Source organism: Nitrospira sp. T9, assembly GCF_052156535.1.
Classification (GTDB): Bacteria; Nitrospirota; Nitrospiria; order Nitrospirales; family UBA8639; genus Nitrospira_E.
Genome location: NZ_JBQKUP010000039.1, coordinates 36369 through 54665 on the forward strand (window position 1 = coordinate 36369; position 18297 = coordinate 54665).

The following is an 18297-nucleotide window of genomic DNA, read 5'->3' on the forward strand; positions in this document are numbered from 1 at the left end:
AATCGTGACCCAAAGGAGTTCGGCAAACTGAGAAAATCCTTGTGTGCCAAGGGATTTGTACGCTATGGAAGGTCGTGGTATAAACGGAAGCATGAAGTGGACGATGGCCTTCACCCACGCGACGATTCTGCAGGTCTTGAGGTGAGCACGAGATCTTTGGTGCGAGAGATCTCGCTCCTGTTCATTTTTCCACTTCTTGGGATTTCGGCGGTCTCTGCAGAGACTCCCGTCGTTGAACTACACGAATTTACTCCTGCCCGTCCCGGATACGTCTATGCGTTCCCGCAGGATCATGGCAGTCATGAGCAATTTCAGACAGAGTGGTGGTATTTTACCGGACATCTGTCCACCACGAATGGCCGACGGTTTGGGTACGAATTGACCTTTTTTCGTCGTGGAATTGACTCACCCGATGCCTGGAGTAATCCTTCTGCATGGGCCATGCGACACCTGTACTTTGCCCATTTCGCGTTAACCGACGAAGCGAATGAGCAATTCTGGTTTGCAGAGAAGCTGAGTCGTGCCGGAATCAACAAGGCCGGAGCTGAAGCGGATCGGCTTCATGTATGGATCGATCGGTGGTTGCTAGAGGCGGTGGCATCCAATCATCGACAATTTCATCTTCAGGCGCAGGCTGAGGGGTTTTCCATTGATTTGACGCTTGAATCAAGTAAATCCCACGTTATTCATGGCACAGACGGCGTGAGCCGGAAAGGCAAGGAGGCAGAGGCCATCTCCCATTATTATTCAATGACCCGTCTTCAGACCACGGGATCGGTGGTGGTAGAGGGGGTGCCCCTGGCAGTCAACGGCGTAAGTTGGATGGACCATGAGTTTGGATCTGCAGACCTCTCGGACGGTCTCGTTGGATGGGATTGGTTCAGCCTGCAACTTGAGAATAATTATGACATCATGGCCTATGGGCTTCGCCGTGTGGATGGAACCTTTGATCCGGCATCCAGTGGAACATTGGTGAGGCCGGATGGATCCTCGACATCCATTTCTTTTGAAGCCCTTAATGTACGCGTGCAAGAGCATTGGACCAGTCCGGCCAGTGGTGCGCGTTACCCTAGTCAATGGACGTTATCTATTCCGTCTGAAAGGGTGGAGTTGAATATCTCTCCAAGAATGGCCAATCAAGAACTTGTCACCAGGCGAAGTACCGCTGTGACATACTGGGAAGGAGCCGTGGATGTCACCGGGTTTTGGAAGGGAGAGAATATTCATGGTCAGGGTTATGTTGAACTGACCGGATATGCCGAACCATACCGCCCATGACGATAAGGGGGCTGTTGAAAAAAGCCGCCAGCGGCGTTCTCGCCATTTTTCCGTGCTCACGTACTGGAAGTACGCTCTGCGCGCAAAAATGACTGCGGCCTTGCTGGACGAACTTTTTTGAACCGCCCCGATGCCTCATGCACCGTGCTTGTGGGTCAATATGCTCTTGGAAATTATTATTATTCAACACTCCCATAAGGTGTGACCTCTTGCCATTCAACATTGAAGGACCGTTCTAAGATGTCCCGCCCCTATTGGATTTTCGTCGTTTCCTTGATGTTCGGATTGACGGCCTGCGGTCAACGAAGCGATACCATTGTGTCCATTGCCTTACATCCCACCAAACCCAACATTATATATGTGGCCACGGATGAAGCCGTATACAAGTCTTCCGATACGGGGGCCACATGGACCAGATTTGCAGGCGAATTAGCCAGGACCCGAGTGATTAGTCTTGCCCTTGACCCCCAACTGTCTGCCACCGTGTTTGCGGGAACGATGGGGGATGGGACCTATAAAAGCCCGGATGGGGGCCGAACGTGGCATCCCTACAATTCCGGGATTCAGAAAGGCACGATCTCGGCCATTGTCAATCAGATTGTGTTTAATCCTTTGGGGACGGAGATGGTGTATGCGGCGACAACCGTTGGGGTTTTTAGAAGTTTAGATGGGGGTCGACATTGGACTGAACGGATGCAAGGCATGACGGAAGTGAGTTTTGTGGTGAGCCTGGCAATCGATCCCCAGCGTCCAAACGTCTTATATGCGGGGACTACGGGAGGTGTCTATCGCACGCTCAATGCCACGGAGAGTTGGGAAAAAGCCTCGACGGGCATGGTGGCCTCAGATGCCAAAATGGCTTCAATGGCGTTGGGAGTCAATGGAATCGTCGTTGATCCAACGAATAGTGATGTGGTGTATGCAGGGACCACGGATGGATTATATAAATCAACGGATCAGGCCGAACATTGGACAAAGGTCGGAGGTAGCATTCAACACGCCTATATCAGTGCCATTCAACTGGATCCCACTAACCCGTCAACTCTGTATATGGCGACCAGTGATCGGGTTCAAAAAAGTGAGGACGGAGGAAAAACCTGGCAACCGAAAATACAGGGATTGGAGGCAGCCAGTATTCGAAGTCTTCAGATGAGCCCCCTGGATCCCCGCACTTTGTATGTCGGCACGAATGGAGGAGGATTATACCGAAGCTCGGATGCCGGAGAATCCTGGAGCCGGTTACCTCTTACTCCGGCATCTGGTGACTAGGTGAATAGGAGCGATGGCGCTTTCCGTACAATTTCTGTTTCAGTGGTGTATGCAGGAGGGAGAGTCATTGCCCTTTCCAGGAATCAGGAAGCAGGAAGGAAAGGTCCATCATGAGTTTGCCTCCATACGTTGGGCCGAAGTCTTGGCCGCTTAATTGATCGTTCCATGTTTCGAAAGTAAATGGGTGGGCCCGGATCGCAATCGTCCAAAAGCTCTCCTCCAATGAGTTTCCCTGGTTTCCATTAAACATTCCGGAATCAATGGTGGCCCCGATTTCAACTTCAAGCAAGGGCCGAAATGTTTTCTCATCATACCAGCCATAGCTGAGGGAGCCTTGGGCGGCAAATGAATGATTGGCTAAATCATGGAACGCGGCACCATTGAAAAGTCGCCCGGCCCTCACCATTCCTGACAATCGGAGAGGTCTGAACAGATCTGCGACCCAGCCATTATGTGGCCCGCTCAGATAGTCGATGGTTTTCACCGGTGACCAGCGGCGAAACCCCCCACGAGCAAAGAGTTCCTGATAGAGGCTTCCTGTCTGTCCCCCGCCCCCAAGAAACAATACCCGGCGTTGTCCCGGGAGTTCTCTCCATCGGGTGATTGAACCGGATAGGGTAAAATCGGTCTCTTTTCGTTTCGCTCCAACCGGAACCTGAGGGATATCATACAGGCGTTCATGGACGAAATCGTTTTGGAGGGATTCTGAAGGCTGATTTCTCGTAGGGCCAATTCCAAAAGTCAGATTTGTGCTCCATCCTTCGAGGGAATTTGACCAGTGGCGGGTCCAACTGGTGGTAATAAGATTTAATCCGATGGTTTCCCGAATGTCATTAAACCGCTTCCCTTCCCCATTAAATTCAGTAAAGCGAAATATGGAGAGTCCGGTGGTAAGCACCGGTTCTTGATCGGGAAAGTCGAGCGCACCCCAATGAATACCTGGCGCGGAACTTTCCGCCCTTCCCGGTTGTGGAAAAATCCAACAACTCAAAAAGGCGATCAGGATCATGAAAACACTTAAAGATGGGTAGAATCGGCAAGCCATAGCCTAAAATGGGAAGTTCAATATTGCCGGGCGGTAGTTGACTGATTCCTAGCACAAGGACTATGCCTTAGAACATTTACTGAATTGTGGGGGATGACCCTACAGCAGGCTTACTCTTGAGTTGTCTAGGTCGATATGACCTTTAGTGCGATCAAACGGGAGAGGGGAAATTAGAAATCGAGAGCCTCGTTTACTTTTTCGACAAGTTCACGGAAATTACAGGGTTTGTCAATAATTGCATAGGCGCCAAGTCCCATGGCTTTGTGCTTGTGTATTTCGTCAATTACTCCACTGAGCAGGATGACCCGAGGGGTTCTGCCATTCAAGGAACCGTTGACTCGTTCCAACAAGGTCAGTCCACTCATAATAGGCATGTGATAGTCAGCCAGGACGAGATCGACTTCGTTTTCTTCCAACCATGCGAGTGCTTCGGCGCCGTTTTCCGACTCGGCGCATTCAATGCCAGAGGATTCTAATGCACCCCGTACAGTTCGGCGGACGGCAGGCTCATCATCCACAATCAGCACAAGTTTTCTGAGAGAGGGAGAACGGTTGCTCACCACGATGTGTTCCTCGGAAACACCATAAGAACATTCAACTTTTTCTCGGATCAGTTGTTCGTTCTTTAGGGAAAGTGTACCCTATTGTTGCATACGTAATGTGACTGGGGGAATACCCTCACCGTATATCTTGTGTTATTTTTTATTAACAACACAATGATTGAATATTTTGAAAAAATTGATGATGGTTTTGTCGGCGATGTGTTTGACAATTTATGCATACCTTACCAACAGGATTGCGCACAGCTTTGGTAGGGGGAAGGGTGGATTGCCGGGATGATAAGCTATGGATGATTTATGACGAGAAAACCGGCGACACTTCGTGCCTTTGGGGAGAGTCAGAAGGTGGATTGTGCCGGATAGCAGGATTTTCAGAGACTTGCCATATGGTCCATTAAAAATATTCTTCAACCGGTAGCCCTGGATAACGGCCTGGGTTGGAGAGAGGACTAGTCAGTGCGATAGAAAGCGAAAGACTCACACCGGCGTTTTTTGGAGACAGGACCCTGATAATTGCGATTTGACTGATTCGTATATGGGACTTCCTGGAAGAAGTTCTATCCCTGGCATTCCGGACGCAATCGCATGATGCACAGCCAAACGGGCGACTCTCATGCGTGGGATAGTCTGGGATGGAAGTGCTTCTTGAAGAGCGATGAAGGTACCAGGAGGAATCTTGACAGAAAAGAGGTCGTCGTCAGGTGAAGAAAAGATAAAGCATTCAATATTGGAAGACCCGACACGATAGGTCAATTTGAATGTGATGTTGTGGGGCTGAAGGGAGTCATCATCAGAGGGAAATTGTTGAAAGGTGCTTTCGACAATATCCTTGGATACGCCCGAGGGAATTCCCGGAATCCACTCTGGCATGGTTGAAAGGCCGCGGTGGCAATAGCCCGTAGGGGTTTTCGCCACTCGCCAGGTGACGCCTTCGATGAAAAATGACAGAATTCGCAAAGCCATGCAAAGTTTTAGGAAAATTTTTGGGCGTTTATCGTTTATGCAGGTCTATCAGCCGAATCACTCAATTCCTTAGCATACTAGGGAAGCTGGGGCTCACGCAATTCCAGTCCCTACCAGAATAGTGATGATGATAAAGTGTTTGGTGATAGAGAAGTCGAAAGGTTAAAAACCAATCTCTTTTTTCTGTCATGGACTCCCACGGGATAGGAAGATCTTCAAAAAGAAGTTTTCCCTTTTTTATCAGAAAAGAGGGAAATTAACGGGTCTCTCTCCGTGAAGGCTTAATTTGTGGTATTTTAATTTTTCAATACGGTCGTCATATGCTAATTTTTCATATGAAACCGGACCGTACACGCAAAATCTTCCCATTCTCATGTGAATGTTGGACAGAAAACCCGGACTACGTAATTGTTGAGCTGGATTTCTGAAAAGCTTCTTATCGGGCCTACAAACGCGCCTCTTTACAATAGAAATAGTAATGAAGGGAACATCACTATGTCGGATCTAGGTTGTCGGCACATAAGAAGCCTGATCGTCCTGCTTGCTTTTGGTATTTCGTTGGGATGCGCTGGCGGTCCCAACGGGAATGAAGCCTATAAAAAAGAAGGGTTTCAGGTGACGCAACCAAGCCAGGGAACGAAGGTGGTAGTGCGCGGGAATCATGGGGCGGCCGTCAATCAGGCTTTGGATTGGTTAAATGACCATCAATTACTGGTGGTCAATCGACAGGTTGTGCAAGAGGAGGGAGTTCCTGAATTTGCTTCTCGAAAAGGGACGGAAGGGCAAGCTCAGGCTCTAGGGGGAGCTCGTAAGGTTGGGGCGACATTGGTGGTATTTGTGCATGTAAACGAAACTTCATTGAATTCCACAATAGAGCCTGTAATTGGGGGATCACCACCCATGAACAAGGTCGTCGTTGATATTCTTGGAATGAATACCGGTGCAGGCGAAGTGGCCTTTGAAGGCAAGGCTTGGAGTTCTGACCCAGTGGTGGTGTCCGAGCGGGTGATACAAGATCTGACCATTCTGGCCCTTGAACAGGCTTGGCAGAAAACAGCGTCCTCCCCCTCCGCGCAACAGGAGGTGAACGCAGAGAGTCCGATCGAGCCTCCTGGTCCTCAGATGGCGCCGGTAGCGGTTGATTCCTCCAGCTCACCTCCCACCACTCAGTCGGCGACGGTCCTATTGGATTCGCCTAACCCAGGCGCTGCCACCCAGCCAGAGCCGGGGCCGCCAACCGAGGTGGCACAAGAGCAAGTGCCCCTCTTAACTGAACCGGTTGCTGAGGAAGTCACGCCCGCGTCTGATGTGGCGGCGCCGGTAGCGGTTGATTCCTCCAGCTCACCTCCCACCACTCAGTCGGCGACGGTCCTATTGGATTCGCCTAACCCAGGTGCTGCTACCCAGTCAGAGCCTGGGCCGCCAACCGAGATGGCACAAGAGCAGGTGTCTCTCTTAACTGAACCGGTTGCTGAGGAAGTCACGCCCGCGTCTGATGTAGCGGCGCCGGTGGTTGCCGAAAATTCAGGGAACTCGGACGATTCGTCTTTGGGACTTCAAATCGCGAGTGGAGCCTTATCGATTTTGTATACGCCCTTCAAAGTGGTCTATGCCGGCGTGGGCGGGTTATTTGGAGGTTTTGTGTATCTGTTGACCGGAGGGAATGAACCGGCGGCTCAATCAATTTGGGATGCCAGTCTCAAAGGCACATACTATCTTACCCCGGACCATTTACAAGGCAACGAACCTGTTCGATTTAAGGGAGAGGCCGCGCATTAATAGGACTGTGGATGAATCCAATTTCCAACAGTTTCACACCTGACTCTTTCATGGTAGAGCGACCACGTGCAATGAGAAGGGGTGCAAAAAGTTTTGTCCAACAAGGCCGTAGTATGGCCTGCTCTGTCTGATAGCCTTACTCCCCTTTGACGCGGAACCTGCAGGTGCGTAGGTGAGCATGGCAAAAGGGCGAGAACGCCACTGATGGCTTTGTTCAACTTTCCCTTAATCCTTCCAATCCCAAAACAACACTTCAACCGAAGGACAGCCTACGGATAGGGCTCCGATGTGGGTCTGGCCTGCATTGATGCGAAAGAGTAAACAGTCGTTCCCCCGATCGGGTTCATGTGTTGACCGCACAGTAGCCTTCAATCCGTCCTGGTCGAGTGCAATCTCACATTGAGCCATTCCACCCGATAATCCAATCCCCTGCATTTTGAGATACGCTTCCTTGCAGGTCCAGTAGGTCAAAAACTCTTGCGTCCGCTTGTCAGGTGAAAGGGTAGCAAGGTACGCGGCCTCTTGTGGAGAAAAATACCTTGTGGCGATATCCTGATCGCTGACATTCCGGTTGACCTGTTCCACATCAATCCCCACAGCGTGTTCAACCGTGAAGGCCAGCAATGCCATTCCACTCGTATGAGAGACATTAAATTGTAATGCCGGATGGGGCGGTTCGGTCAGAGAGGGCTTCCCTTGTAAGTTGTTCTCAAGTCCGAGAGTACCAGGGGGAATTCCTACATAGTGACCGATCAGATTTCGAAGAATGCCTCTGGTTGAAATAAATTGGTATTGGTGGTGAGGAAGCCGATACCGTTCCGCCCGTGCTCGTTCACCCTCAGATAGGTCGGCACGGTAGAGAGCAGCCTGCCGGGGTGACCTATCCAGATGAACACGCCACACATGGACCACGCCTGGCGACAGGCTCCTAAAAATGTCAGGAGACGGATTAGCCCAGTGGGTGGAAGTCAACATGAATCTCGGATGGATTGTATCGGATGGATGGCCTGGCCGAAACCCTTTGTGCCTCCTATAAAGAGTCGAGACCGGTGTATTCCACGTTCCAATTTTTCGTCAGATTTCCTATACTGCTGACTTCTGGAAGAAAATGAGTGAGGGAACAAGGTATCCTGGAAGAGTTCTCGAGAGATCAAGCCCTTACCACACCTGAAAGGCTTGTCCAGGTGACAGTTCAGAACATATGTTCCTAGCAAAATCCACGCGTGGCATCACTCCATGGCATTGGTGCTTCGGTTTGGTCGTGTTTACCCTTTTTGTCGCATGTTCGGAGAAAGGCTTGTCCGATATGACTCCAGAGCAACTGTTAGCCTCGATCAAAACGCGCACGGCGCCAGTGATCGTGGATGTCCGTTCACAAAGTGAATACGATGCCGGGCATGTGCCGGGCGCTGTGCATCTGCCTTTTTACGCCATTTGGAGCCGTCATAAGGAGACCAATGTCACACCGAAGGACCCGATTGTCGTATATTGCGAGCATGGCCCGAGAGCGTGGATCGGCAAATTCGCTCTTTGGACGGTGGGGTATAAAAATATTGTGTACCTGGACGGTCACATGTCAGGCTGGAAACAGCGAGGCATGCCCATGATAAACCGGGCCGAATAGCCGGATGAGTCTAACGCACGTACCCTCCCCTAACAAATTACGCAACACGCAGCTTGGACAGACGGTTGGTCACGCCGACTTTGACCGCCCGGTGAATGACCTCGGGGAAATCCGCTGGTAGGACGCGTTCGATGGCTTCCAATGCCTGCCCGGCGGTATCAGCCATTTTCTCGATAGTCTCAAGTGCGAATCTTTTCGGCAGTCCCGCCCCTTCCACGGTTTGAATAAAATGTTGCCCGAGAATGTCGCCGATTCGATAGTGCCGCTTGGTCCCGGCCGACATGGCTAGCTTCATCTGTTTACTTTCAATTTGACGCACTTCCAAGCTCGGCTGAGCGGTGAGGACGTCATACAGGGGCGTCAGGTGGTAACTGCCCCCTGGATTGAGAAAAATGCTGAAATTTTTGGTGTGCCCGTCCGTGGCGCCAATAAGCCAGAAGAAGATTTGGGCCTTTAACACGGTTTCCTGATCTTCAAGGGGGTGATCGCTGCCTTTGAGCAGATCAAGCACTTCGATCATTCCCGGTCCGCCTTCACGTTGATATTTCCGGGTGGGCGGCACCGAGAGCGCCTGGCAACAATCCTCCTGCGGTAGCCGCAACAGTCGCTTGTCTTTTGTCCAAAGCCGGTCGAAGCGTTCGATTACAAGCGATTTCGTCTCTCCGAACGTGTACATGTCCGCCCGGTTGACCGGCAGGCCAAACGCGACCGCCAGTTTCAGACAATAGAATTCATTCTCGACGCTATTCGAGAGGTCGAGTCCGTTCGGCAATCGGCCGATCTGTTTTTTAAAATATGGGAGGTGGGTGTGGTGCCACGGGGCTTGAGCCATTTGCCCTTATGCCGGAGTAGTGCGGTCTTTTCCTGCGCTCCGGCCAGTGATATCCGAAACGCATCGTTACCGCTCAGACCCAAAGGGGTTTGCGCCAACCCGTTGAGGAGCGTTTCAATGGTACCCTCATTGACGGGCTCACCGGTGATCGTGGCGGAATCGTCGATCTCCTCCACGTCATCGTCCGCCCCGACAAATTGCAATGCCCCCACACAATCGCGGCCAATGGCAGCAAGCAGACTATAGGCATCGGTTCCGCCCGCTCCGACTGTTTCCGCAACCCGACGGCGCAACGCATCCGAATCCGGTAATAGATTCTCGAACACGGCGGCGACCGGCTCTCCTCTGTAGGCGTCTTCACGCAAAGGGAGCGAGAGCGAGACCGGTAGGGCGTGCGGCCATCCTAACCAGTCCTGGTTGTATTGAAAGGCAATGGCTCCGCTTGTGGCCTTGTGGAGATGCCCGACCGGGCGATTGTTCAGCAGCACGCGTAGCGGCGCGTGCCGACGGCTGCGGGCCATCAGAAAATATCCTCGATATCAGCGGCGGTCCCCTTTGATCGCGGCCCGATACGGAACTCCAGATCGAGGACGCTGAGCACCGTCAGAATCGTCTCCAGCGTCGCGGCCGGATTACCCGTCTCGATGAGGGATATCGTCGCCTGGCGCAATCCGGTCTTTTCCCCGAGCTGCGTCTGGCTCAAGCCGTGTTGCTTGCGGGCCCGCCGGATGAGATTGCCGATCTGTTTCGGATTGCGTGCAAGGTCGGACATGTTTTCCCTCCAACCTTATTATGCGCCAAAACGGATAAAATCACAATATACCAATTAACGTATAAAAAGTTTTTATGCGTTAAAGTAGATAAGTTAGCTTTTCCAGAATTGGCATATGCAGAGGCCGGCAGGTCTGAAGTAATTTGAAAATGCACCAAGAGCATGGATTGGGAAGCTGGTCTTCGAGACATTTAGGGATTCACCAAGGCACTTCTCTAATAAATCGATTTTGCAATTCATAGAAATTCAGACCCTTTAAGTAGTCCTCAAAAAGCTCAATGCCCATGATGGTCCCATTGATCTTTTTAATTTTTCGAAATTCGGTGTGTATACCATCTTGAAATCGGAGCCTATCCTCCGTGGCCAAGACAAACCTCCCATATGTTTCTTCGACAATCCTATTTAGCAAATGCAGCCCAAATCCCTGATTTTGCTCAAAATAATTCCCTGTTGTTTTTCCTCGCTTCCCAGATATTCCTGCTTGAACACTTAAACGAAGTGCTTTTTCTGCATCACCTACGACGGATTCACATTTGTCAAACAAGGAAGCCCTTATCCCAATTCCAGAATCTACGATCGCCAGATGAATACGAGCTGGAGGGCTAGAATATCGTTGGGCAACTACCAGCCTGAGATGGCCCTCTCCTGCATGTTGAACCGCATTGCGCATTGCTTCCTCCAAGGCGCGAGTCACGAAGGGAGCGATAAACGTATCAACGCCCAAAAGATCTGCAGCTTGTCTAATTAAATTGTCGACTTCCTTAAGGGAGTTAAAAACAGTCAGCTCGATAAAACGACCTGACGGATCATGATGGACTCCTGGGTAAACAGGCGATGGTTGATTCAATAAATCAAAAAATTTCATCCTTTCGAAATACCCGGGGTGCTTAGCTCCCTTGAAATTTTTTAGGTCTATTTCTGCTTGGTGTGTATTTTTCCGTTCACAAAGAGCTACAGCTAAAGCTGCCAAAGGAGTTGGCTCGATCCATCTATGCCCCATCGTCTCAAGCATTACAGGTGTTTCCGGCTCCTCAATGTTCCAAATGTTATTTTCTTGGAGAAATTGGACAAAAGTCCCAATATCTAAGCTGTTTGGCAGCACTACAGTTTGGGAAAACATAGGATTTAGCTTCCCTTAAATTCCAAAAAATATTGGCGGGGGAGGAAGGTGTGCTCCTTTGACAAAGTGAGTCCCACTTTCTCCATGTTCGCGATGACGCGTTCTCTGGGAACCAGATGGTGTTTGGAGAAGCTGAGTTTGCCAGACCGCTCATCGTGATAGAAATCGATGATGACAACCCGTCCATTGGGTTTTAACGCGGATTTGATTTTGGCCCAATAATCCACATGATGTTCAACGTGATGATACGCATTGCACAGAAAGACCAGGTCCACGCTGTTTTCGGAAAGTGACGGATCGTCCGGTTTAGCCAGAATGAATGTGGCTCGGTTGGCCATCCCGAGTTTTTCCAATTCCTGTTTGTTGTAGTCCAGCATTTTCTGCTCGATATCTACGGCCAGCACCTGTCCTGTCTCTCCAACTGTTTTGGCAAATCGGCGCGTAAAGTACCCTGAGCCTGCTCCCACATCAGCGACCACCATACCGGGCGTGATGTTCAACGCTTCGATAACCTTTTCCGGCTGTTGGTATTCATCCCGTTCAGGCCGTTCAAGATTCTGGATGTAAGTGTCGATGTCCCATGGTTGATGTGAACAGCTGGCAGTCAGATCGGTAAGTAGAAATGCCAACAGGAGGCACCAAAACCCCAGGCGAGAGTGTCGGGTGAATGAAATTATGGACTCTATGTTCATGATTGAATCTCCCATTTGTGAACGAAAAGGCCTATGAGAAGAACTGTTATTTTATGGTATATGCGTGGTCACGCTACAAGGAGGATAAGAGATAGGCAGTCCAGCTCTCCTATCCTCATTTCCCTTTTGTCTCCTCCGGCGGGCCCAGTTGTTCGATCACATAACCGTGAGGATGTGAAGGATGAACCATCTCCGTTCGTAGCCGGGGATGCCGACGGGGTGGGAGGTATCGCAATATACCGGCTCGAAGCTTCAGGAGTGAGGGCACCGCCCGGCGCATCAATCGCGACGGTTCAGGAAAGCCGAATGCCGTAATCAGCGGAGGCTCCAATAGGGCATAGATGGCCGAGCGGACCATTGGGGCCAGCATTCTTGGAAACCAGTTAACAAACAGCTCAACCGTAGCCGTTCCGACACGGTGGTTGGATGGGGTGAAACGGAATCGTTCCCGTTCATACTCGACATTGAAACGCTCAAAGGTCTGGTAATCCTCTGGAATTTCTCGGATCTGCATGCCTTGTCCGACGGCTCGCCAGAAGTAGAAGAGACCGAGGCGTTCCTGCTCACACATGGGTCGCCAGCCATAATTCCGGTTCCACCGGATGGGTTCGAAGAGAAAAGTGGAAAGAACATACAGAAAGTCTTCGTTCGCGATCGAAAAACGTCCATGCAGCCGGTTGATTCGTTGGATGGCCCGCCGGCCCCGTTCACTGCTGTATCCCCATTCCAATAATTCGCTGACCAGAATGTCGGTGTCGTCATAGCGTTTTTGAGTCCTTTTCCCGAATTCTCCGGTCCGATCCAGCAGCCCGGAAATACTCGGGACACAGAAGGTGCGAAACAAGGCAAACTCCAGAGCCCGGGTTGTGTCGAAGGAAAAATCGAAACAGGTGGACAAAAAGACAATACGTTCATGATCCTTTTGTGGATCGAGCGTTTGGATTTCCTTGAGTATGCGGTCTCGTGCCATCGTCACAATCTCTCACTTTTCTTATTCACGGTCATATCCCACCATAAACTCCTTAACGGATCAATGAAAGGGAGGTCAATCGGAATGGGCATTCAAAACTCGTATTTGGATAATGCCATGTTAGGGAGGACCCTCCCTCGGCGAAAGCTTGTGGAACTGCTGATGAAGGCTTTTCTTGTGTTCCGAAATTTTCTCATTTCGGGTTAGAATTGTTGGGGGGCTAGTTCCTCTTTTCAAGCTGTGGGGGACTGGGGCGATCTCTATAGCAAATTGGCACAGCAGGAGGATCCATCATGCATTCCGGTCATCGCCATTACCGTAATCTTTATGGTCGATTTGTGATGGCAGATAAATATACGACCGTGTCCTCATCGAAGGAACCGGTTTTCAACGCCCTTTTTGCCGATTCATCTGGTCAGGATACACTCATGCACCTTCAGAACCTGCAGGAGGAGCCCAACCCGTGTGTTTAGAGCATGGTGCTTTTCTTCAATTGGAGATATGTGCACGGGGTTGTTTCACAGGATAGGCACTCAGACCGAAGAAACGAGGCTTATCTGTGATCACCCGAATGGCGTCAATAGTGTGTATCGCGATCGAAGAGGTACAATTCGATTCACCCGGTAAACCATCAATACGGAAGACCGTGAAAAGAAGATTTCTGAGCCAGCGTGCACTTGCCTGAGTCTCCCAAGCACGGGATTGATGATTTATCACGTATAAGTGGCGGAAAACTGCACAGTCCTTGGTATATGTTAAGGTGGCCTAAAAATTTTTAACGAGGGGTAGTGTTAAATAAAAAGGATGTTCAAGGGCAAATTTGCGCAGGATTAAATTACTCATCAAAGGCTCCGGGTCGGTTCAAAAAAGCATGCCCTGAGTCTTCCCGAAGGGTCCGTCCAGTCCTGTCCTGAGGCCCCTCGAAGGAAAGGCCGTAGCCGTTTGTACGCGCGGAGTGTACGCTGAGTACGTGAGCACGGGAAAATGGCGAGAACGCCGCTGGCGGCTTTTTTCAACAGACCCCGAGGAGATCATCATATGTCAGCACATCGTAACATCATGGTTCTTCTGGCTGCCCTTCTGTCTGCCATGTCCTTGCCTGGCGCTGTTGCCGGTACGGAGATCGACTTCTATTCCCACAATGAACGGAATCTCCGCCCCGTGATCGGCGTCTTTAGTCAGGAGACCGATACGATCACCGGATCGAGCACGATCGACCCTGCCGTGAAAGCGGAGCTCTCGCGGTATCGGTATATGATTCCCGCGAGTTACGTGAAATGGGTTGGGCAGGCAGGTGGACGGGTGCTGCCCATTCTCCTGAATCAGCCAGACGGGTACTACGATGAAATCTTCGAACAGACAAACGGGATTCTTTTTCCTGGCGGAAATCAGGGGATCGATCCGTCGGACATTTATACGGAGGAGGGGGAGATCCTTTGGAATTTAGCCAAGGAGGCGAATGATCGTGGCGACTACTACCCGATATGGGGGACGTGTCTGGGATTCGAAGAGCTTTCGGTGCTGGAGACGGGCAATGGCCATGTGATCAGCCTCGATGTGGTGGCAACGAACCTGGCCCTGTCCCTGCGGTTCACTCGCGATGCACGCCAGAGTAGGCTCTTTAGGTCGTTTCCCCCAAAGCTCCTATGGGCGATCCGAACCCAGAGGCTGACCTTCAACTCCCACGACCACGGGCTGCTGGTCAGCGAATACCGGTCGAACCCTTCGCTGTATTCGTTCTTCGACATGCTGTCGTTCAATGAGGCGCCTGCGGGTCAGGTATTTGTGAGCACCATGGAGGCCCGAGATTATCCATTCTATGGCACGCAGTGGCATCCGGAGAAGAACAACTTTGAATGGAGCCAGAACTCTGACTATTCGAATATCCCCCATTCGCCGAACGCCATCCTGGTTTCTGAAGCCACGGCCCGGTTTTTCCTTAGTGAAGCGAGAAAGTCCCAGCACAATTTTCCCGAGGCCCGACGCGACGAACTAATCTACTCCGCCCCACTCATCTACACGGGCAAAGGCGATTGGATATACGAACAGGTCTACGTTTTTTGTCCAACGGGCGCGGGTTCCTGTTCACGGAGTGCAGAAACGGCAGAGTGATGGAGTGTACCGTGTGAGTGGATGATGACAACTGAAGGACCTGTTGTGGATACCATCACGATTATCCGGCAAGTAATTCGGGGCCGTCTCAAAGGGGAAGGCTTCAATGATTGTGGTGCTGGTCCATAGCACTGCTGGTTGGTCGGTTGCAGTTGACGCAACATCTTAGACAATCACCGTGCCAAATCTTGTGCAAGAAACCGGGGTGGTTTGCGATATTTGGTGGCCTGCTCAAACGCATAGGCTATCTTAATCAGGATTGGTTCGCTGTAAGGCCCTCCAATAAAGGAAATGCCGACCGGAATCCCGAAGATATATCCGGCGGGAACCGAGATATGCGGATAGCCGGCTACAGCCGGAGCCGAGGGTGTCCACTCTTGGCTCTTCCAGGGCGGAACGAGGTGATCGCCTAGAATAAGATCAATCGGCATAACCGGTCCATAGGTGGGAGCCACGATGGCGTCCAGCCGATATTTCTTTAAGGTCGCATCAATCCCTTCGGTGGCAGCGAGCCGACGGTTTCGCTCCAAGGCATCCAAATAGGGCTTGTCGGTTAACGGCCCTTTCTGGGCAGACATCTCAAATATTTCCTGTTCAAAGTACGGCATCTCGATGCTTCGATGGTTCTCATTGAAGGTCATAAGGTCCTTGATCGTTTGAGGGCCGGAAGAGGAACGTGCGCGGAGATATTTTTCAAGATGGGTCTTAAATTCATAGAGCAACACGGTCAACTCAGAGTCACCGAACTGTCCTGCTGTTTCCACATTCGCAGGATCGATAATAATGGCTCCCTGTTGTTTCATGACGTGGATGGATTGGTTGATGAGGGCATCAAGTTGTTCGTGATACCCAAAATAATTCCTGGCGATCCCGATACGAGCCCCATGTAATCCCTTGGGGTCCAGGAATTGCGTATAGTCCGAATGGGATTTCCCGCGAGAATCTTCAGTCCGGGGATCACGGGGGTCAATCCCTGTCAGTGCGCCGAGCACAATGGCCGCATCAGCCACGGTTCGAGTCAGGGGACCTGCGGTATCTTGCGTCGGCGCAACAGGAATAATGCCGGCGCGGCTTATAAGGCCCACCGTGGGCTTGATACCCACAATGGAGTTGGCCGATGCCGGACAGACAATCGACCCATCCACCTCGGCTCCGATAGCCACGGCCACTAAGTTCGCGGCCACGGCTGCCCCCGATCCCGAACTGGACCCACAAGGATTCCGTGTCAAGATATAAGGATTCTTGGTTTGGCCTCCACGGCCGCTCCACCCGCTGCTGGCACGAGTGGACCGCATGTAACCCCACTCCGACATATTCGCTTTGCCGATAATCACGGCTCCGGCTTTCCGGAGTTGTGTGGCCACAAAAGAATCCCTGGGCACAGGAATGCCTTCCAACGCATAGGAACCGCCGGTGGTACTCAGTTTGTCCGCCGTATCAATACTGTCTTTCAATAAAACCGGAATTCCATGTAATGGACCGCGAATCTGTCCATCTCGATGTTCCTGGTCCAGTCGATCTGCAATGGTCAACGCATCGGGATTGATCTCCAGATACGATCGAATCGCTGGCCCTTGTTTGTCGATTTCTTCCACCCGGTTCACGTACATTTCGACAATCGATCGCGAGGTGTATGTTCCCATCCGCATCCCTTCTTGCAAGTCGGTGATGGTCGCTTCATCTAGGTCGAAGGCTCGTGAATTGGACGGAGTAACAAGAACGCAAATCAAGACGACGGTCTTGACTAAGAGACGGTACGGCACTTGATTAAATTTCATCAGGCTTACCTCTCTCATGGTGTCTGGTTGTGACCCCTCGTTCTCAAATTGTAACCCCGCAGTTCCGACGATAACTATACAGAACACAAAAGCCAAGCCATCCGTGGGAACCATAACGACTCGGAACCCTCTTCATAATATCGAATTTTCCGTATTTTTTCCGGTAGTAGAGTGACATGGGTAAGGTAAATTTTGACTCTTCTCCCTTAAGAAAATGGAAAGAAAGGTCTCTGGGATACCGTGAACCAGCCGGTGCCGATGGGCGCTGTTTTTTAAATTGCCAGGATCGGGAGAGGAATTGGCTGGGAAAGCGGAGGAATTTGTCAAAAACCTCTACTTTGCGAACGGGATCACATTCGACAAAACAGAAAAGTATATGTACGTGTCGGAATCGATGATGGATCGCGTGCTTTGTTTCCGTGTTGATGTTGAGAACGGCTCGGTCTCGGAGCGCGAAGCCACATCTGTCAGCTGGGAAAAGTCATGGAAATCGCCCTCTTCCATTAAAAATAGAGTGCTCCGTAGAACAGTCCCCCGTTCCAGGACATGTCCAGTTCCCACCCTTTGGGCTTTCCATTTTTATAATCGATATCGACCATCATGCGGTCAAAGGCGGCTCCAACTGCGAAATGTTTGAAGACTCGATATTCCAATCCGAAATAGAATTCGGCCAGGGTGCCTTCAATATTATCAACGTTCACATAAAAAAAATCCGTTCGCAGAATAGCCTTCAGGCGCGGGAAAATTTTATATTCCACACCCAACCCCAAAGTGGGAAGCGGAGCTTGGATTTTCTCTTTGACCTTGTCCTCACCGGCCACCGGATTGAAATCATCCGGATCGAACACTAAGTTACCCTTGAACTTCGCCTCGAAATTCCCGAAATACATTCCCGGCGACAGGAATAATTCTGTTTTGTCACTGTGATAAAATGACCAGTTGTAATAGAAACGATACACGGTGAGGTCTACCTTACTTTTAATCCCGCCTCCAACCGTGAAGATCTTATCGTCAATCTGGAGATCATCGTCGACGGTTCTACTGCCGTGGAGATTGATGTCATACCAGGAAAATCCGATTGCATGGTTCTCATTGAAACGGAACTCAAAACCGGCCCGCAGCATGTCATCATCATCATCTCCCCCAAGGCCATCATGCCAATCAAAGGTACTACCCAACCCGGTCTTCGAGCCATCCAATCGGAATTTCCCATCAATCCCAAAAAGTTTTTGGTATCCGCCATACAACTTCAACCGATCCGGATGCTCTTGCGGCCATTCCTCACCGTAGGCCCGTTCACCTATCAACAAACCCAACAACACTGTCAATGTAAGAAGCGAACTTAGTGTAAAAGAAGGGGGCTGTCTTTGGGATAAATTCCGAAGCGTCAAAGCCATTTCCATAATAGGTTACGCTTCTACCCCTCGGATTGACCAAAAAAAATAGTACTCTCTAATAAGCCTGCATGTCCCATATGGGCATTAGAATTCATAAAAATCATCC

General features: G+C 50.7%; 16 protein-coding genes and 2 pseudogenes. 7 read left to right on the forward strand and 11 right to left on the reverse strand.

Translation table 11 applies throughout. The features are described from left to right. The first annotated feature begins 96 nt into the window (after positions 1-96). Both ACTRXD_RS16125 and ACTRXD_RS16130 read left to right on the forward strand, forming a co-directional pair. Positions 97-1278: a lipocalin-like domain-containing protein gene (locus ACTRXD_RS16125; protein ID WP_442432817.1), complete on the forward strand. Its 1182-nt coding sequence runs from the start codon at positions 97-99 to the stop codon at positions 1276-1278. Positions 1279-1518: 240 nt separating this feature from the next. Then, positions 1519-2547 carry a WD40/YVTN/BNR-like repeat-containing protein gene (locus tag ACTRXD_RS16130; protein WP_442432818.1) on the forward strand — a complete coding sequence of 343 codons (1029 nt, stop codon included), beginning with the start codon at positions 1519-1521 and terminating at the stop codon, positions 2545-2547. Between the two features lie 64 nt (positions 2548-2611). Here ACTRXD_RS16130 and ACTRXD_RS16135 read toward each other — a convergent pair whose 3' ends face one another. The 3 genes from ACTRXD_RS16135 to ACTRXD_RS16145 all read right to left on the reverse strand — a co-directional run bounded on the left by ACTRXD_RS16135 (position 2612) and on the right by ACTRXD_RS16145 (position 5115). Further along, positions 2612-3556 (reverse strand): hypothetical protein, encoded by a 945-nt coding sequence (locus ACTRXD_RS16135; protein ID WP_442432819.1) that lies wholly within the window; start codon positions 3554-3556, stop codon positions 2612-2614. A gap of 206 nt (positions 3557-3762) precedes the next feature. After that, positions 3763-4152 (reverse strand): response regulator, encoded by a 390-nt coding sequence (locus ACTRXD_RS16140; RefSeq protein WP_442432820.1) that lies wholly within the window; start codon positions 4150-4152, stop codon positions 3763-3765. 477 nt (positions 4153-4629) lie between these two features. Then, complete coding sequence (locus ACTRXD_RS16145; RefSeq protein WP_442432821.1) at positions 4630-5115, reverse strand: hypothetical protein; 486 nt, start codon at positions 5113-5115, stop codon at positions 4630-4632. A 495-nt stretch (positions 5116-5610) separates the two neighbouring features. Between ACTRXD_RS16145 and ACTRXD_RS16150 the strand changes: the two genes are divergently transcribed. Beyond that, a complete protein-coding gene (locus ACTRXD_RS16150; protein WP_442432822.1) occupies positions 5611-6894 on the forward strand; it encodes a hypothetical protein in 1284 nt (427 codons plus the stop codon). 225 nt (positions 6895-7119) lie between these two features. Here the strand turns inward: ACTRXD_RS16150 and ACTRXD_RS16155 are convergent, their stop codons facing one another. Continuing rightward, entirely contained in the window at positions 7120-7806 is a 687-nt protein-coding gene (locus ACTRXD_RS16155) for a 4'-phosphopantetheinyl transferase family protein (protein WP_442432823.1), read from the reverse strand. A 289-nt stretch (positions 7807-8095) separates the two neighbouring features. Between ACTRXD_RS16155 and ACTRXD_RS16160 the strand changes: the two genes are divergently transcribed. Then, the gene (locus ACTRXD_RS16160; protein ID WP_442432824.1) at positions 8096-8518 is read left to right on the forward strand and encodes a rhodanese-like domain-containing protein; all 423 of its coding nucleotides are present in this window, start codon (positions 8096-8098) and stop codon (positions 8516-8518) included. A 37-nt stretch (positions 8519-8555) separates the two neighbouring features. Here the strand turns inward: ACTRXD_RS16160 and ACTRXD_RS16165 are convergent. The 5 genes and pseudogenes from ACTRXD_RS16165 to ACTRXD_RS16185 form a co-directional block, all read right to left on the reverse strand. Further along, a pseudogene (locus tag ACTRXD_RS16165) lies at positions 8556-9871 on the reverse strand (type II toxin-antitoxin system HipA family toxin). Beyond that, positions 9871-10122: a helix-turn-helix transcriptional regulator gene (locus ACTRXD_RS16170; RefSeq protein ID WP_442432825.1), complete on the reverse strand. Its 252-nt coding sequence runs from the start codon at positions 10120-10122 to the stop codon at positions 9871-9873. Before ACTRXD_RS16170 ends, ACTRXD_RS16165 begins: the two are co-directional and overlap by 1 nt. 199 nt (positions 10123-10321) lie before the next feature. Then, complete coding sequence (locus ACTRXD_RS16175; protein ID WP_442432826.1) at positions 10322-11242, reverse strand: ATP-binding protein; 921 nt, start codon at positions 11240-11242, stop codon at positions 10322-10324. Between the two features lie 5 nt (positions 11243-11247). Further along, positions 11248-11934 (reverse strand): class I SAM-dependent methyltransferase, encoded by a 687-nt coding sequence (locus tag ACTRXD_RS16180; RefSeq protein WP_442432827.1) that lies wholly within the window; start codon positions 11932-11934, stop codon positions 11248-11250. A gap of 115 nt (positions 11935-12049) precedes the next feature. Next, positions 12050-12904: an oxygenase MpaB family protein gene (locus ACTRXD_RS16185; RefSeq protein WP_442432828.1), complete on the reverse strand. Its 855-nt coding sequence runs from the start codon at positions 12902-12904 to the stop codon at positions 12050-12052. A gap of 293 nt (positions 12905-13197) precedes the next feature. On the opposite strand from ACTRXD_RS16185, the gene ACTRXD_RS16190 reads away from it, so the two are divergent. Then, positions 13198-13377, forward strand: a complete 180-nt coding sequence (locus ACTRXD_RS16190; protein WP_442432829.1) for a hypothetical protein — start codon at positions 13198-13200, stop codon at positions 13375-13377. A 565-nt stretch (positions 13378-13942) separates the two neighbouring features. Then, positions 13943-15016, forward strand: coding sequence for a gamma-glutamyl-gamma-aminobutyrate hydrolase family protein (locus tag ACTRXD_RS16195; protein ID WP_442432830.1), 1074 nt, complete (start codon positions 13943-13945; stop codon positions 15014-15016). Between the two features lie 173 nt (positions 15017-15189). Here ACTRXD_RS16195 and ACTRXD_RS16200 read toward each other — a convergent pair whose 3' ends face one another. Continuing rightward, a complete protein-coding gene (locus tag ACTRXD_RS16200; RefSeq protein ID WP_442432831.1) occupies positions 15190-16794 on the reverse strand; it encodes an amidase in 1605 nt (534 codons plus the stop codon). Between the two features lie 298 nt (positions 16795-17092). Here ACTRXD_RS16200 and ACTRXD_RS16205 point away from each other — a divergent pair. Beyond that, positions 17093-17245: pseudogene (locus tag ACTRXD_RS16205) on the forward strand (hypothetical protein); the annotation flags it as partial. 52 nt (positions 17246-17297) lie between these two features. Here ACTRXD_RS16205 and ACTRXD_RS16210 read toward each other — a convergent pair. Beyond that, positions 17298-18110, reverse strand: a complete 813-nt coding sequence (locus tag ACTRXD_RS16210) for a hypothetical protein (protein WP_442432952.1) — start codon at positions 18108-18110, stop codon at positions 17298-17300. Positions 18111-18297: the final 187 nt, after the last annotated feature.